This window comes from Moraxella lacunata, assembly GCF_900453205.1.
Taxonomy (GTDB): Bacteria; Pseudomonadota; Gammaproteobacteria; order Pseudomonadales; family Moraxellaceae; genus Moraxella; species Moraxella lacunata_B.
Window position 1 is genome coordinate 423,856 of sequence record NZ_UGQU01000002.1, and the last position, 16,192, is coordinate 440,047.

General features: G+C 44.9%; 17 protein-coding genes and 1 pseudogene. 9 read left to right on the forward strand and 9 right to left on the reverse strand.

Annotated elements, in window-relative coordinates; all coding sequences use genetic code 11:
- Positions 1–9: 9 nt before the first annotated feature.
- From pheT to pheS, 3 genes are read right to left on the reverse strand one after another with little or no spacing between them, the layout of a single operon-like run.
- Positions 10–2,397 (reverse strand): phenylalanine--tRNA ligase subunit beta, encoded by a 2,388-nt coding sequence (pheT, locus tag DX073_RS07465; protein ID WP_115007084.1) that lies wholly within the window; start codon positions 2,395–2,397, stop codon positions 10–12.
- Positions 2,394–2,597 carry a hypothetical protein gene (locus DX073_RS07470; protein WP_115007087.1) on the reverse strand — a complete coding sequence of 68 codons (204 nt, stop codon included), beginning with the start codon at positions 2,595–2,597 and terminating at the stop codon, positions 2,394–2,396. Before DX073_RS07470 ends, pheT begins: the two co-directional genes overlap by 4 nt.
- Positions 2,598–3,656, reverse strand: coding sequence for a phenylalanine--tRNA ligase subunit alpha (gene pheS / locus DX073_RS07475; RefSeq protein ID WP_115007089.1), 1,059 nt, complete (start codon positions 3,654–3,656; stop codon positions 2,598–2,600).
- Between the two features lie 300 nt (positions 3,657–3,956).
- Here pheS and DX073_RS07485 point away from each other — a divergent pair, with 300 nt between their 5' ends.
- The 9 genes from DX073_RS07485 to DX073_RS07520 all read left to right on the forward strand — a co-directional run bounded on the left by DX073_RS07485 (position 3,957) and on the right by DX073_RS07520 (position 11,601).
- Positions 3,957–4,934 carry a porin gene (locus tag DX073_RS07485; RefSeq protein ID WP_115007093.1) on the forward strand — a complete coding sequence of 326 codons (978 nt, stop codon included), beginning with the start codon at positions 3,957–3,959 and terminating at the stop codon, positions 4,932–4,934.
- Positions 4,935–5,388: 454 nt separating this feature from the next.
- Positions 5,389–6,432 carry a siderophore ABC transporter substrate-binding protein gene (locus DX073_RS07490; protein WP_115007095.1) on the forward strand — a complete coding sequence of 348 codons (1,044 nt, stop codon included), beginning with the start codon at positions 5,389–5,391 and terminating at the stop codon, positions 6,430–6,432.
- Between the two features lie 359 nt (positions 6,433–6,791).
- The gene (locus DX073_RS07495) at positions 6,792–7,793 is read left to right on the forward strand and encodes an ABC transporter permease (protein ID WP_115007097.1); all 1,002 of its coding nucleotides are present in this window, start codon (positions 6,792–6,794) and stop codon (positions 7,791–7,793) included.
- Positions 7,794–7,802: 9 nt separating this feature from the next.
- Positions 7,803–8,774 (forward strand): iron chelate uptake ABC transporter family permease subunit, encoded by a 972-nt coding sequence (locus DX073_RS07500; protein ID WP_115007099.1) that lies wholly within the window; start codon positions 7,803–7,805, stop codon positions 8,772–8,774.
- 42 nt (positions 8,775–8,816) lie between these two features.
- A complete protein-coding gene (locus tag DX073_RS14090) occupies positions 8,817–9,386 on the forward strand; it encodes a hypothetical protein (protein WP_147279697.1) in 570 nt (189 codons plus the stop codon).
- Entirely contained in the window at positions 9,341–9,514 is a 174-nt protein-coding gene (locus tag DX073_RS15050; RefSeq protein WP_181814392.1) for a CPBP family glutamic-type intramembrane protease, read from the forward strand. Before DX073_RS14090 ends, DX073_RS15050 begins: the two co-directional genes overlap by 46 nt.
- Positions 9,515–9,525: 11 nt before the next feature.
- On the forward strand, positions 9,526–10,287 hold the full coding sequence (locus DX073_RS07510) for an iron ABC transporter ATP-binding protein (RefSeq protein ID WP_115007103.1): 762 nt from the start codon (positions 9,526–9,528) through the stop codon (positions 10,285–10,287).
- A 91-nt stretch (positions 10,288–10,378) separates the two neighbouring features.
- Positions 10,379–11,134, forward strand: coding sequence for a hypothetical protein (locus DX073_RS07515; protein WP_115007105.1), 756 nt, complete (start codon positions 10,379–10,381; stop codon positions 11,132–11,134).
- The gene (locus DX073_RS07520) at positions 11,131–11,601 is read left to right on the forward strand and encodes a hypothetical protein (protein WP_147279698.1); all 471 of its coding nucleotides are present in this window, start codon (positions 11,131–11,133) and stop codon (positions 11,599–11,601) included. Before DX073_RS07515 ends, DX073_RS07520 begins: the two co-directional genes overlap by 4 nt.
- Positions 11,602–11,746: 145 nt before the next feature.
- Here DX073_RS07520 and DX073_RS07525 read toward each other — a convergent pair whose 3' ends face one another.
- The 6 genes and pseudogenes from DX073_RS07525 to creD all read right to left on the reverse strand — a co-directional run bounded on the left by DX073_RS07525 (position 11,747) and on the right by creD (position 16,131).
- On the reverse strand, positions 11,747–12,931 hold the full coding sequence (locus DX073_RS07525; protein WP_115007550.1) for an MFS transporter: 1,185 nt from the start codon (positions 12,929–12,931) through the stop codon (positions 11,747–11,749).
- A 242-nt stretch (positions 12,932–13,173) separates the two neighbouring features.
- Positions 13,174–13,439, reverse strand: a pseudogene (gene nqrM, locus DX073_RS07530) ((Na+)-NQR maturation NqrM).
- A gap of 110 nt (positions 13,440–13,549) precedes the next feature.
- Entirely contained in the window at positions 13,550–13,774 is a 225-nt protein-coding gene (locus DX073_RS07535) for a hypothetical protein (protein ID WP_115007107.1), read from the reverse strand.
- Positions 13,761–14,060 carry a BrnT family toxin gene (locus DX073_RS07540; protein WP_115007109.1) on the reverse strand — a complete coding sequence of 100 codons (300 nt, stop codon included), beginning with the start codon at positions 14,058–14,060 and terminating at the stop codon, positions 13,761–13,763. The genes DX073_RS07535 and DX073_RS07540 overlap by 14 nt, the downstream gene beginning before the upstream one ends.
- Positions 14,061–14,393: 333 nt before the next feature.
- Positions 14,394–14,564, reverse strand: a complete 171-nt coding sequence (locus tag DX073_RS14305; RefSeq protein ID WP_181814393.1) for a hypothetical protein — start codon at positions 14,562–14,564, stop codon at positions 14,394–14,396.
- Entirely contained in the window at positions 14,557–16,131 is a 1,575-nt protein-coding gene (gene creD / locus DX073_RS07545; RefSeq protein ID WP_115007111.1) for a cell envelope integrity protein CreD, read from the reverse strand. The genes DX073_RS14305 and creD overlap by 8 nt, the downstream gene beginning before the upstream one ends.
- Between the last annotated feature and the right edge of the window lie 61 nt (positions 16,132–16,192).

Genomic DNA, 16,192 nt, shown 5'->3' on the forward strand with positions numbered 1-16,192 from the left:
TGATAAACATCAGCTATCACGCAGTTGTGCTTGGTAATTGTCGGTCAATGCCACAATTACCCTATCCATCAACGCCTTAATCTCATCATCAGACAGGGTGCGAGCAGTATCTTGCAAGGTCATGGCAAATGCCAGTGATTTTTTGCCCGCAGGCAGTCTGTCGCCTTCATAGACGTCAAACAAGGCAACATCTGTCAAATGCTCGCCTGCCACATCACGCACGACATCTGCCACGTCTTGCCATGCCAAATCCTTATCCACGAAAAATGCCAAATCACGGCGAACGCTTGGGAATTTGCTCGGTAGGCTCACAGCAAGGGGCTTGCGATGCAGGGCAAGCAGTTTATCAAGCTCAAACTGAGCCACCCACACGGTCGGCAAATCAAGCTCGCTTGCGATACTGGGGTGGAGCTGTCCAAAGTAGCCCACTTTTTCGCCATTTACCACCAAATAGGCACTTTGCCCTGAATGCAAAAACGCCAAATCCGTTCGCTCATAGCTTGGGCGGACATGAGCAGGGAGCAGGGTTTCGATGTCGGCTTTTAAATCATAAAAGTCCATGCCACGCACGCCATGAATGCTGTCGGTGGCTCGTCCTGTGGCGATGATGGCAAGACTATTGATTTGGGCAAGGCTTGCGACATCTTTACCCACGAACGACAAACCCACCTCAAACAGTCGCACGTCCGTTTGCTGGCGGTTGAGGTTGTGGCTCACGATAGGCAGTAGGCTAGATAGTAGCGTACGTCTCATGACCGCAAGCTCGGAGGAGATGGGATTGGCAAGAGGCAAAATCTCGCCCAATTTGTCATCGTGGAGCAGTTGTTCTAATTTGTCATCACAAAAGCTAAAACTCACCGCCTCAAAATAGCCCTGTTTGGCAAGTGTCAGTTTGAGCGTGTGGGTCAAATCTGCCGTGTCATCATAACTCATGTCCACTGCAAACTCGGGCAGGCGTGGGGCGATGTTGGCATAGCCATGCACCCGAGCAATCTCCTCGATGATGTCCTCGCTGATGCTTAGGTCAAAGCGATGGCTTGGGGGCTGACAGGTAAATGCCGTGCCGTCAAAAGTGGTGTTAATTTCTAAGCGGTTTAATAGCTCGGTAATAGTATCGCTGGGCAGGCTGATACCAAGCAGTTTTTCGACTTTGGTAAATGGCACGCTGATGGTGGTGCGTGCTGGCAAATCAGAGACGCTCTCGGCGGTGGTGATTTGTCCGACTTGACCGCCAGCAATGCTCGCTATCAAAGTCGTGGCACGGTCAAGGGCGAGTTTGGGTAAGTTAAAATCCACCCCACGCTCAAATCTGGCACTGGCATCGGTGTGCAAACCAAAACGTCTGGCACGCCCTGCGATGTTTAGCTGATTAAAATAAGCCGATTCTAGCACGATGTTGGTCGTGCTGTCCGACACGGCAGAGCGAGACCCACCCATAATCCCTGCCAGTGCAAGCACACCCACCTCATCAGCAATGACCAGCTCATCGCCACTTAGGGTAATGGTTTGCTCGTTTAACAGCTCTACCGTCTCGCCTTTATGGGCAAGGCGTACCACGATAGAGCCGACAATTTTATCAGCGTCAAAGGCGTGTAGGGGCTGACCAAGTTCTAATAAAATAAAGTTGGTCACATCCACCAAAAAATTATGGGTGCGTAGTCCGCTCGCCACGAGACTGTCTTTTAGCCATTTTGGGGTTTTAACGGTGCGGTCAATGCTCCCGATATACTGAGCCAAATAGCGAGGGCAGGCGGTGGTGTTGTCTACTTTGACCGCTACCGCTTTATCTAGTGTGGGGGCAGTCGTGATAATCTCTGGGCGGTTTAGGGATAAGCCATTAACCACGCCAATCTCACGAGCCAAACCTAACACGCTCAAACAATCGCCACGATTGGGGGTAATCGCCACATCAAAAATCTGACCGTCCAGCCCCAAATATTCACGCACATTCACACCAATCGGTGCGTCATCGTCAAGCTCTAAAAGTCCGTCAATCTCATCAATCAAGCCCAGCTCAGACGCACCGCAGAGCATGCCTTGTGATTCTACACCACGCAGTTTGCCTTTTTTAATTTTAAACTCTTTGCCGTCAATCGGTGGTAGTACCGCCCCAACGGTTGCCACCGCCACTTTAAGTCCTGCACGCACATTGGTTGCCCCACAGACAATTTGCAAATGCTCATCTGTACCAACATTGACGGTGGTCACGGAGAGTTTGTCGGCATCGGGGTGCTTGTCGCAAGTGATGACCTGACCCACAACCACACCACTAAACTTGGGGGCAATGGGGGTGATGTCGTCTAGTTCTAGTCCAAGCATGGTAAGCTGTTCGCCAAGCTCGGCGGAGGTATTGGCAGGATTGACCCATTGTCTGAGCCAGTTTTCGCTGATTTTCATGGTTTTCTCTTATTATCTTGTTTTGTATGGTTTAATTTGGCTTTGTCTGGATAAGTGCCACTAATATCTTCTTCGCTAAATTCAAACATTCGCATGATTTCATCATCACCCCAATGAATATCATCGGGAATGGTGACTTGCCCTTGTCCAAGACCAATGCGTCTTGTGGAGGTATTGTCATCATGCACGTCGTTTGTCATTTAAGCAAACTGCCCCAAAAATCTCACATCATTTTGGAAAAATACTCGCAAATCATCAATGCCATAATACAGCATGGCAAAGCGTTCGATACCCAGTCCAAAGGCAAAACCTGTGTATTCATCAGGGTCAATGCCACAGTTGCGTAGAACTTGGGGGTGAACCATGCCACAGCCTAAGACTTCTAGCCATTTGCCAGAGTCGGATAAAATATCCACCTCCGCAGACGGCTCGGTAAATGGGAAAAAGCTCGGACGAAAACGCACGGTCATCTGCCTACCAAAAAAGGCATTTAAAAACTCATGAATCACGCCTTTAAGCTCGGCAAAGCTCGATGATTTAGAAATCATCAAACCTTCCATTTGGTGAAACATCGGCGAATGCGTCTGGTCGCTGTCACAGCGATACACACGCCCAGGGCAGATGATACGCAGGGGCGGTTCGCTCGCCTCCATGGTGCGAATCTGTACACCTGATGTGTGCGTACGCAGTAGATAATGAGCGTCAAAATAAAAGGTGTCGTGCATGGCACGAGCAGGGTGGTGGTCGGGGATGTTTAGGGCTTCAAAGTTATAATAATCGCTCTCCACCTCAGGGCCTGTCGCCACGCTAAACCCTGCTTGTACAAAAAACTGCTTCATCCGCTCGGTGGTGTGTGTAATGGGGTGTAGTCCGCCTGTGGGGCGGTGGCGTGGCGGGAGCGTGATGTCGATTTGCTCTGCCATGAGCTTGGCGTTTAGGGCTTCTTTTGCTAGTACCGACCCACGCTCATCAAGGGCGGTAGCAATGCGAGTGCGTAGCTCGTGCAGGTATGCCCCGTAGGTTTTTTTGCCCTCAGCGTCCAGTCCGCCCATTTGTTTGGAGAGGGCAGTGAGGGGGGATTTTTTGCCTTGCAATGCTCCTTTTAATTCTTGTAATTGGGCGGTGTTGTAAGCCGTGCCAATCGCTTTGATGACCTGTTTGGCATAATCATCAAAATCATCACTGCTAATGTCTGCTAGGGGTTTATCCAAATGCGATAGGGCAAGCACCACGTCTAAGGGAGAATGAGTATCAGTCATGTTCGTTATCATCATGAATTTAAAAGAACTATTGTAAAAAATAATTATAAAAATGTAAACAAAAACCACGCTATTTTGGCAAAAACTGACAAATTATGGGCAAAATATGACCGATTTTTTGGGTTTTTATGGATTATAGTAAAAAATATTTGCAATATGATGTAATTTTATGTATATTTACCTTGCAGTTATAAAACTGTTAATTTGTATCAAGATAAACGCTGTTGTTATCAGGTCAGGAATGCTTAATTAGGATTAATTAAGTGGACATGGTAACACCACTTCAGCTTAAGGAACATCATGAAACATTTTTCCGCTCAAAAACTAGCCATCGCCACTTCCATTGCCCTTGGTGTCATGCTTGCCACAACCGCTCATGCCGACCCTAAAATCTCAGGTCGTCTTTATCTGAGTACGCTTTATGAGAATAAAGATGTTACTGAGACCAACACAGTCACCAATGCAGTATCCAAAACCAACACTGACCGCACGACGTTAAATTCGGGGGGTTCTCGTATTCGCTTTACAGGCGATGAAAAGCTGACAGATGATGTTACTTTGGATTATCGTTTAGAATACAGTGTGTTTTTGGATAATGATGCTGTAACCAGTGATGGCAAAAGCTTAAATTTTGCCGCTCGCACCACTTATTTGGGATTAAAACATAAAGATTATGGGCATCTGGCCGCAGGTCGCATGTACACCCCTGATGATGACATTGATTATGTCAATGCAGGCTATCTATATGCCTCAGGGGCGGAAGCACCATTTAGCTATCATGGTCAGCGTACCAATAATACGTTCCAATACACCAGTCCAAAAATTAATGACAAGACGCAGTTCAAGCTCCATTATGCCATGGATGAAGACATTGGAACGTATGTCAGTGGTTCCAATAATCACGGCGGTGCAGTTAGTGGCGTTTTTGTCAATGGCGAACAAACTACAATCAGAAGAGATTTGATTGCAGGTCATGTGTTGCATGAAGATGAGAAGTTTGATGCAGGACTTGCTTATACCTATGCAGGCGAGTTTAAAGCCTTGCGTGGCATGGTGTGGCTCAAACCTACTGATAAGTTTAAGTATGGCATCATTGCTCAGCAAACAGACTACAATAGTGGTAATAAAGAATTAGGTGCATTAATCACGGGCTATTATAGCATGGATGATAAGACCGATTTTTATGCTCAAGCAGGCTATGCTGATAATTTTAAAGGTTTTAAAGATGGTGAACGCACTGTTGCCAGTACGGGTATCATCAAATGGTGGTATTGTTAAATAAAGATAGATTTTAAGGTTTTCCGTTCGGACTGAGCTTGTCGAAGTCTAGGAAAACCGTTATGGTTCGACAAGCTCACCACGAACGGCTTTCTAGAAAAGTATACTCAATTAACAATACCCAAATGGTTAAAGCGTGATGGTGGTACTAGGGTTCGTGCATTTGGTACATTAAACTATGATGACCGCACTGAATTTAAATACATCAACGACCAGCTCATCAAAGTTCAAAGCGATGCCTTTGGTGTGGAAGCAGGTTTGCGTTACGATTTCTGATAATTAGACAGCATAAAACCAGTCATGACAAATGGCTGGTTTTATTTTTGCCAAAATCACAACTGGCAATCTAAATTATTTGTTAAATATTCCTATTTTCATTGATTTATCAAAGATTTTTGGTTAAAATATGTAACCATCATTTATCTTTCCTGTTTTGTCATATATAGGACGTGTTATGTTTACCAAAAAACTTTTAGCCCTTGCCGTTGTTGGTGTGTTTGGTCTGACCGCTTGCAACCAAGACAAACCTGCAACCACAGACACCGCCCCTGCCGAGCAAAAAACAGAACAAAAGGCTGAATCAGCACAAACCAAACCTGCTGACACCACAGCAACCCCTGCCACAGGCGATGTTACCATCAAGACCGCCACAGGCGAGCAGACCATCCCTGCCAATCCTCATCCCATCGCCGTCTATGACATGACCGCCCTACAAAACCTAAAAGCCTTGGGCGTTGCGGTGCAAGGCATGCCGTCAGCGGAGATGACTGCCGAGCGTATCGCTACCCTAAACCTAAAAGCGGACGGCACGCCAGACGGCACAAGCGTTGGTACACTATTTGAACCAAATTTAGAAGTATTGCACAGCCTAAAACCACAAGCCATTTTTGTGGGTTCTCGTATGGCAGAAAAGAGCGAAGAGCTTGGCAAAATCGCCCCAACGTATAACCTAACCATTGACACCAACAACGTCTATGAGTCAAGCAAACAGCAGATTACCGATTTTGGTAAAGTGTTTGGCAAAACTGCCGAAGCCGACAAACTCATCGCCGACATTGACACCGCCATTGCCGAGACCAAAAAAGCGGTAGAAGGCAAGGGCAACGGGCTTGCCATTCTTATCAATGGCAACAAAATGAGTGCCTATGGCAAAAACTCACGCTACGGCTATCTACACACCACATTCGGCATTCCCATGGCGGACGCTGACGTGAACAAAAACGAAGAGCGTCATGGTCAGCCCATTAGCTTTGAATATATCCAAAAAGTTGACCCTGATTGGCTGTTTGTCCTAGACCGCACGTCAGCGATTGGCGAAGAAGGCGTATCGGCTAAGGAAGTGCTAAATAACCCACTCATGCGGGGCACCAAAGCCTATAAAAATAACCAAATCGTCTATGTGAGTGCAGATTCTTATCTTGCCTTTGGTGGCTATTATCAATGGCTAAAAGATGCTAAGATTGTTACCGATGCGTTTAATGCAAAAACAGCTCAGTAATTGGTGTTGGGTGTAAAAAAAGGGGCGGATTTTATTCGCCCTTTTGCTGATTTTTATTAGCATTGTTAATTGATTGTGTTTGTAGTGAATTTGTAGGGGTAAATTACATTTGCCCTGTACCATAAGTGTTTTTTGGGCATTGTATTCGCCCCTACACATCCAAATTTTAAACATGGTTATTTAAATTCAAAATATACTAAAGGGCGTGGAAAGCACGCCTCTACAAAGGCATTATTTTAAAAATGCAAATTGGGGCATATATTTTGATTTAATCATATCAATTTATCATATAAACCCATTTTAAATTATAAACCCCTTTGCCCCACCATGCACCTTAGGAATTATCACTTGGGAACCCTATGACCGCAGCGACACTCTCTACCCCGAAGTCCGCCCCAAAATCTCGGTGGTCGCCAGCATTTGTCAATGTTGGTGCGTTTTTACTTTTGTTTGTTTTGATTGTCATCAGCATTTCGGTGGGGGTGGCGGATTTTTCATGGGCAAAACTCTTTGACGACACCGACAACAGCTCACAGTTATTTTTGGTGAGCCGTCTGCCCCGTACGCTGGCGTTGATTTTGACAGGGGCGAGCATGGCGATAGCAGGCATGATGATGCAGGTCGTGCTAAAAAACCGCTTTGTTGAGCCGTCTATGGTTGGGGCGACACAGTCGGCGGTGCTTGGGATTTTGCTCACAAGCCTTTATATGCCAACCTTGCCCCTTTTGGGTAAAATGAGCGTGGCAACAGTCATGGCGTTTGGCGGTATGATGATTTTTATGCAGATTATCAAACGCTTACCGCCCACGGACTTTCTCATCATTCCGCTTGTGGGGATTGTGTTTGGGGGGATTATTGATTCGTTTACGCTGTTTTTGGCGTATCAGACCGAGACGGTGCAAATGCTGTCGGTGTGGCGGTTTGGCGATTTTTCTAGCGTGCTGGCAGGGCGGTATGAGACCTTGTGGCTTGTTGGGATTTTGTCCGCCATTGCCTATATCATGGCAGACCGCTTGACGATTATTGGGCTTGGGGACGGTATCGCCAAAAATCTAGGGGTCAATAAAGACGCTGTCATGTGGCTTGCCATTGGCATGGTGGCGATGATAAGTGCGGTGGTGGTGGTAACGGTGGGGGCGATTAGCTTTGTGGGGCTTGTCGTGCCAAATATCGTGAGCCGTCTGGTCGGAGATCGCCTACGAGTGTCACTCCCTGCGGTGGCGTTGCTTGGTGCGTCTTGTGTCCTTTTGTGCGATATTATCGGGCGTGTGATACGCTATCCCTTTGAAATCCCTGTCTATGTCGTCTTTGGTGTGCTGGGGTCGGCACTGTTTTTGTGGCTTTTGTCAAAATCAAAATAGGGGTGTGTGATGAATTTTGAAAAGTTATTGGGCAACCCTATTTTGTGTGCGTTTATCGTGCTTGTGATTGGTTGTGGGCTGTATTTGACCCTAAATGTAGTGAGTTGGGATTTTGCCTTGCCCCTGCGTACTCGCAAGCTCATCGCTTTTTTGGTGGTGGGCTATGCGGTGGGGGTGTCCACGCTACTGTTTCAAACGCTCACGCATAACCCCATTTTAACGCCAAGTCTCTTGGGTTTTGATGCCTTGTACGTCTTGATACAGAGCCTTATGCTGTTCTTTTTGGGTATGCTAAGTTATGTCACCTTGCCTGTGGTTGGTAAATTTGCCTTTGAAGTGGCGATGATGATGATTATGTCGGTGATTCTGTTTCGCTTTTTGTTTACCAAGCACAATCAGGATTTGACACGGCTTATCTTGGTGGGCGTGATTTTTGGGACGTTGTTTCGTAGCCTATCCTACATGGTCGCTCGCATGATAAATCCTGATGAATTTGTAACCGTGCAAGCCAATAGCTACGCCAGTTTTACCGCCGTCAATGTCAATCTACTCATCACAAGCGTGGTGCTGTCGGTGGCGACTTTTATTTATGTGTGGCGACAACGGTTTGCGTTGGACGTATTGCTACTTGGTAGAAATTGTGCCATTTCGCTTGGCGTGCCGTATCATAAGTTGTCTCTTGGCATTTTGATGACAATCTCGCTACTGGTATCTATGGCAACCGCCCTTGTGGGTCCGATTACGTTTTTTGGGCTACTTGTGTGTGCTTTGACCAATCGGTTTTGCACCAAAATGGCTCATGGCGAGAGGCTGATTTTGGTAACGCTCATCGCCAGTAGCACGCTCATCGTGGGACAGGCGGTGTTTGAGCATGTCTTTAAAATGGCAGGCGTGCTTGAAGTGGTAATTGAGCTGTTTGGCGGGATGGCGTTTTTGCTACTGATTTTTACACAATATGGCAAACAACGCACAATGCAATAATTCTTAATACATAAAATTTAATCTATAAATTTAGGTTGTTGAATGAAAAATAAATTAAAATCATTACACTTATTTGATGTGGTTATTTTGGCGATTATCTTTTTTGGTTTTGCCATTTATAGTTCCAATATGCAGTTTTTTGAATTGATAAGTCATGAGCAGGTTGCTCCCGAGACTTTGGAATTCAACAGTTCAAGTAATTGGTCGGGGATTTTGAGTGAAATTGTGGCATTATTGGTGGCGTTTGGGTATTTGACCTATCGTAAATTTGATTTTAAACAATTAAATTTTAGTGTCAATCGCTGGACATTGCCAAAAATGGTGCTGTACATTCTCATTGCAGGAACGGTGGCAAGTGCTTATGAAGCCTTGCAATACATGGCCTTGCCACAGCTGTATCCACCTGCTGAAGCACAGTATGGGACAAGCGAGCATTTTAGTATGTGGTCTGTTTCCTTTATTTTATTTGCTCTGCTAAATGGCTTTTATGAAGAAGTATTTTTTATTGGATTGGCGGCATTGACCACAAAAAACATTTGCCCCTTGCCATTGTGTTTACTTTGTTTGTGCGATTTGCCTTTCATACCTATCAAGGATTGGCAGGAGCATTAACCATTACCACTTTGGGGATTGTGTTTTTGTTATTACGCTATAAAAGTGATGAATTGTTGCCATTTACTTTGGCACATTCATTTTTTGATTTATTTGGGCTTGGCTTGCCTTTGTATTTGTTGGAATAATTGGGGTATTTATGATAAAAGTAAAAAACGTCAGCCACAACATCGGCGATTTACCCATTTTAAAAAACGTAAATTTTGAGCTACCCACAGGGCAAATCATCGCACTCATCGGAGCGAATGGGGCGGGCAAAAGTACGCTGTTTAGCCTGATGGCTCGCATGAATCCTTTGCAGGACAAATCCGCCTGTATCAGCTTTGATGGGCATGACATCAGCACCGCCACAGATGGTGATATGGCAAAAGTGGTCGCCATGCTCGCCCAAGAAAACCACATTCAAGGGCGACTGCGTGTGCGTGAGCTACTCATGTTTGGGCGTTATCCTTATCATCAGGGCAGACCCACACAGGCGGATAAGGATAAGGTGGAGGAGATGATAGCGACTTTTGAGCTTGAGTCGCTTGCCGAGCGGTTTTTGTCCGACTTGTCGGGCGGTCAGCGTCAGCGTGTGCTGATTGCCATGGTGGTGTGCCAAGATACCCCGTATATCTTGCTTGATGAACCGCTCAATAACCTTGATATGTACCACGCAGGGCGACTCATGCGACAGATGAAGGTGCTGGCAAGTCGTGGCAAAACGGTGGTTATCGTGCTACACGACATCAACCAAGCGTCCCAATTTGCCGATACGGTCGTGATGATGAAAGGGGGCGAAGTGGTGTCGGTGGGTACACCAAAAGACGTGCTAACGGCTGAAAATATGAAAGTGCTGTATAACGTGGACGTAACGGTGCTGATGCATAATGGCAAGCCGATTGTGGTGGATGTGGTGTGATTGGGATTTGATAGATTGCACTATCAAAACAAAAGGTGTTATAATAGAATATTTAGATAATTTTCTTTAATTGGACTTAGACGGGGGCGTTATGATGACTGATAGCAATTACGCCACATTCACACTCAGACTGACTGGCATTGATTTGGATAATATTCATCCAAATGATGTGGGGACTTTATTGTCTGATTTTTCTCGTCTGCTTAATGAAGATAGTCTAAAATTTGATAGCATTCGTCAAGGCTCTGCGGTGGTTTCTGTGCGAGCCAATCAAGAGCTTTACCCCCAAATTTTGCAAAATTTTCAAAACGGCATGGTAAAATCTGCCTACAAATCTTTGACAAAAACCATTCGTAAATACGCCAAATATTATCCTGATATTCAAGCTGAACTGTGGGCAAAGCCAAATAATAAAAGTGAAAATCAATTAATTGAAACCTTGGATTATCAAGAATACACAAAAACCATAAAACAAACAGAAACGCTAATTGGCAAACTGCAAAAACCTGCACATGGTAAAGATGATACTGACCATTTTACCATTTTGCTTGCTAATGGTAATCAAGTTGCTGTTAAAGTAAATAAAATATTGTCTCATGAATTGGCAGGGTATTTGGAAGGGCTTTGGCTGGCGGATAGTTTGATTGAATTTACAGGTATTGCCAAATATCAATTGACAGGTTGGCAAATGAAATTGTCTGAATTTACCGCTCAAAGCTTTGTTGTTTTGCCTAATAAAAATGAATTGACAAAATGGGCGGACGACTTTCATGCGTGCGGTGAAAGCGGTTGGCGAGCATTGGATAATCCTGAGCAAACTTGGCTAATGGAGCGTCATTCATCATGATAATGGCGGATAACAATTTTTTGATTGCTTTGGTTGCTGATAAACAAAAATATCGCTTATTATTGCAACAATTGGAGAGACAAAATCATAAAATTGGTTTGCCAACACCCGTATTGGCAGAATTTATGGTGCGGGATAATAATATGGAGCGAGAACTGTTTTTAACGACCAATCACTCTTTTATTCAAGAATTCGATTTTGACAAAAAGTCAGCAATCGTCAGTGCTAATATCATGCGAGAATTATTAAAAACAGACTTTTTCAAAAATAAATCAAAAGATAAACAGATTATTAAGGTAGATATTCAAATTTTAGGCATTACCATTGCAAATGGTGTCAAAAAACTATTCAGTGCTGATATTGAAATAGCAAGAATTATTGATATGCTTGAACTACCGATTGAGTTGGTTAATTTTGATGAGAATGACGGTTTAGAGCAATCTGATTTATTTGGTACTGTTTGTTAAAACTTAAAAAGGGCGAAATCTCGCCCTTTTTAAGTTGGTTAAACCATATGATTTTCCCCCACCTTATTCCCCACCAAAAACGCCACCAAACCAATCACCAACGCAGGTACGACAGCGTGCAAATCCCATAAGGCAATCATATCACTCAATCCACCCTATCCCCACGCCCAGCCAGCCAGCCAAAGCCGACATTGACACACATTAGAATAAATAGCACATACAGCGACACTTCCCAAGTGCCTGTTTTTTCGTACAATTTACCCAACACCAACGGGCCAAAAAACGCCACGCCATAGCCCACCGCCTGCACCATGCCCGACAAATCCCGAGCGGTGTCAAGCCGTGTTGTACGAATAGAAAACAGCATGAGCGACAACGTAAAAATACACGCCCCACCAAAGCCCATGAGTGCCGACCAAACCATGAGACAATCAGGGAACCAAATCAATCCACCCGACCCCACCACGTTAGCAAGGCTTGCCACTAAGGCAATGATTTTTATGGGAAAATTTCTTTTGATTAAAAAGGTTAATAAAAATATCGCCACAGGAGCGGACAGCTGAAAAGCAAGGGCAAGAGAGCTTGCGTCTGCCAAACTTAGCCCATAGCCCATGCCAATGGACGGCAAAAAGCTTGCCACTGTATAAAACAGTAACGACTGTATCCCCATATACACGCCCAAATACCAAGCATCCTTGCTTTTCCATGCGTTAAAATGGCTGGGCGTGCTTGTGGTTTGGGCGGTGTCGGCATGATATAACTTATTGATAAATAATAACATAAAAAACGTCATCACCGCAAATACCCCCCACCACGACAACGCCACCTGCCACGACACCACGCCCATGAGTGGTACGACCAGATAAGCACACAGCCCTGCACACACCGACATGGATAGGCTAAATACGCCTGTGGCAAGAGCGATGTGATTGGGGGCGTATTTTTTGATGAAAGGGGCGGTTAGGGCGTTTAATAGCCCAATGGCAAGCGACAAAACAACCGTACCGACAAACAGCCCACCCACCCCAAGCCACACCCGAGATAGCACACCGACCGCCAGCACCGCACCGCTTATCATCATCATAACTTCTAGCCCAAAACGCTTGGCGAGCATGGGAGCAACCAGAGCCCCAAAGGCAAACATTGGCATGGGAAGCGACCCCAACAGCCCAATGGCGGACACCGATAAGCCCAGTGCGTCCGTGAGCGTGGGAGCGACCGAGCCTAGCATGACAATGGGCGAACGCATATTTATCGCCAACAGCACAAGCGTGATGATAAGTAGGGCAAGGGGTAGGGCGGATTTGTGGGGGTGTGGGGTGTTTGGCATGGCGGTTTGGTGTGGGTAAAGATAGGATTTTAACAAAAAAGGATAAGGCTTGAAAAGGGAAAATTTAGGATAAATAAAAGAAAAAGGGCGTGAATCGCCCTTGTGTCTATGTTGATTGTTTGTGTTGGTTATTGTAGGGGTAAATTGCAATTTTCCCTTTTAAGAATTTTACATTTGGGCGAATAAATCACCCCTTTTTAAATTCAAATTTTACATTCAAACGGATTTTAAAACCGCCAATATCAAATCTCTTTGGCAATCTTATCCAATGTCGCTTTATTGGCAAGCATGGCTTTTTTGTCGTCTTCGGTTAGGGACTCGCATTTGTTGGGGTCATTACCACAAAACTGGCAAAACTCATCGCCCATCAGTGTCGCCACGCCCCCGCATGAGCCTTTTAGGGGTTTTTTCTTGACCAAATAACCAATCCCCATAAACAAAAAAACAGCACAAACACCCCAAACGTTACAACAAACATGGGGATAAATTGGGCGAGCAAATCATTCATGGCGTTCTCCTAATTGGTAGAGATGAAAGTTGTATTATAAAGAATTTTACCAAAAAAATCAGTCCGTTTTTTGTAATGCTTATGCCAAAAAACCGTTCATGCCATGCGTTTTAAGTGGCAAACAAAACCCTAATCATCGTGTTTAATCGCTCCCTGTCTTTGGGGGTGTTGTGCTGTTTGATGACTTCTTGGACATCGCTGTCAAAAAAACTGCTCAAATCATCATGGGCTTTTTTTCTTGCCCTTGCCTGTAAGATTTGTGGGTTTTTGGTGGGTGTCGCCCCACTAAAATCAAAATCTTTATAGCGTTCATAATCTGGGTCAATATTTTGCATTGGCATACTCCTTTTCTTGATTTTTACTTGGAAAAAAGGCGGTAATAATGCGATAAGTCTCGCCCCTTTGCGTCCAAACCACGACCAATAATCGTGCTTGATTGCTCATACCGATTGTTAGGGTTCTTTGTTCATCATAATCGCCAAAATCATCTTTTTCAAGGGCGTTGTCATCAAAAAATACGCTCGCCACTTCATCTAATGTAATGCCACGATTTTTATGAACAAGTTCGTACTTTTCATCATGCCATTCAAAAATCAACCCAAATAAGCTAAGAATTGGCATAAATACTGTCCTGTTCTGTAATTGTTTGTTAAAGGGTTTGGCATATTTTCAATAAAATAATTTTTTTATTAGACTTCTTTCCAAACCCAGATTTTTGTGGATTTTTAAAAATTTCAACCCTAGTATTTATAAGGGTTTATTTTTAGTTTGGAAAGAGATTTATTATAAAGAATTTTACCAAAAAAATCAGTCCGTTTTTTGTAATGGCTGACCAGTAAATATTTACCCTTTATTAAATTTTTAAATCAGGGCGAATATAATTCGCCCCCCATCACACGTCCAAACTTTAAAAACTTAAAAGGCATTGTTATTTCACAATGCCTTTTATTTACTCTACACTACTTCAACTCCTGCACACACCTGCCGATGAAAACTCATCAACAGTTTTAATTTTGGCACATACAGCCAATGCAAAAACTCCACGCAGTTATCTTGTTCAAATTCATCTAAGATTACCGATTTGGATTTGCCGATAAGGGTGCTTACATTAGTGATATTAGTCATGGGCGGTCTCCTGATTGGTTGGGTTGATTTGGTTGGTTGTGGTAACTGGCGGTTGCGTGGGCGGTGTGTTGTCGCTTTCATCGCTTTTATTGTCATCATCTTGCCCTGTCATGCCATACCAATCCACATGACGAGTAGCAATCATCACCACAGCGATACACACAAACGAGAACACCGACCCCATAAGCAGGTTCATGCCACTTGCCGAGAGTATCGCATAAAAGCACGCATACAGCGTCCCCAGCACCGCCCCAAAACCCATGCCACGCCCAAACGAGCCGAGCATATAACAGGCATACCAACCGATAAGCCCCACGCAGGCAAGGCTTGCAATGATATAGGCATACAAAAAGGCAATGTGTTCGGCAAGCGACAGCAGAAGCAAATAAAACACAAGCAACGCACTTGCCACAAGCAGATACTGAATGGGGTGAATACGTAAGCCTTTAATAACTTCAAACAAAAAGAATGTCCCAAACGACACCATGATGATAAGCAAGGCATATTTAATACTGCGGTCAGTCTTGGTGTAGGTGTCGTTGGTGTGGATAAAATCGGTCATGAGAGCGTGGTGCGTGTGTTGGTCAAAATCGCCCATGATACCCCGTGATAGCTCCATGATAAGTTTTTGATTTTGCACGCCTAGCACATGGGCTTGCCATGTCGCCCCAAAGCCGTTGTCGGTGAGCGATTTGTGCGTGGGTAGAGCTTGCCCGTGGAATTTGGGGTTTTGCCAGTTGCTGTTTAGGGCAACGGTGTTCATCTCGCCAAGCGGTAACACGCCAAAACTGCCAATGCCAGACACGTCAAGCTCAAACTGTACATTTAGCTCCCCACTGCCCGTAAAATCATCTTTCATAAATTCATCCAAGGTCATGGGCAAAGCCACTTCCAAATGCGGTAAGGTGTTGTCCGTGCCAAAGCTAGCAGGATAGCTTTTGCCATTGACGGTTACATCCGTTGGCATGACACCCCGCAAATCGCTTAGGGCAATGATAAGTCTTAGTGGTTTGGGAATGTGGACGGATTCGGTAGGTGTGGCAGGCGTGGGTGTCGCTTGGGTGGTTTGGCTAGATTGGACAGTTTGAGCGGTAGCAACTTGCTCGCTTGGGGTGGGCTGGGCTTGCTCGTTTTGGGTTTGCTGATTTTGAGCCTGTTCGTTTTGCGTTTGGGTATCGGGAGATACCGTTTGGGCAGGCTCGGCAGGCTGTTCAGTGTGTAAGCTGTGGGCGGTGGCATGGGCGTTAAAACTCTGCTGTACGACTACTTTTGTGCCATAGCTTATCGCCCGATAAATGCCCCGTTTGTACTCGTCATCTCGCACATCACTTGTCGCCTTAATGTCGCTTTTGGTGGGGAAAATGTAGTGCGTCTCATCGCCATGTCCTGCGACCAAAAAGGGCGTGGCTAGAATTTGCGATGACACATGGGATGACTTAATCTCGCTGATGACCTCATCGTGATAAGACTGTCGCTCGCTCACAAGTCCGCTCACGAACATCAGTCCGACAAAAAACACAAGGCACACCGCCCCGATGAGTGATAATTTTGTACCGATTTTTTGCATAATGAACTCCTAAAAACATGAAGTCATTATAAAAATCGTGTGTGTAAAAATTATGGAAAAA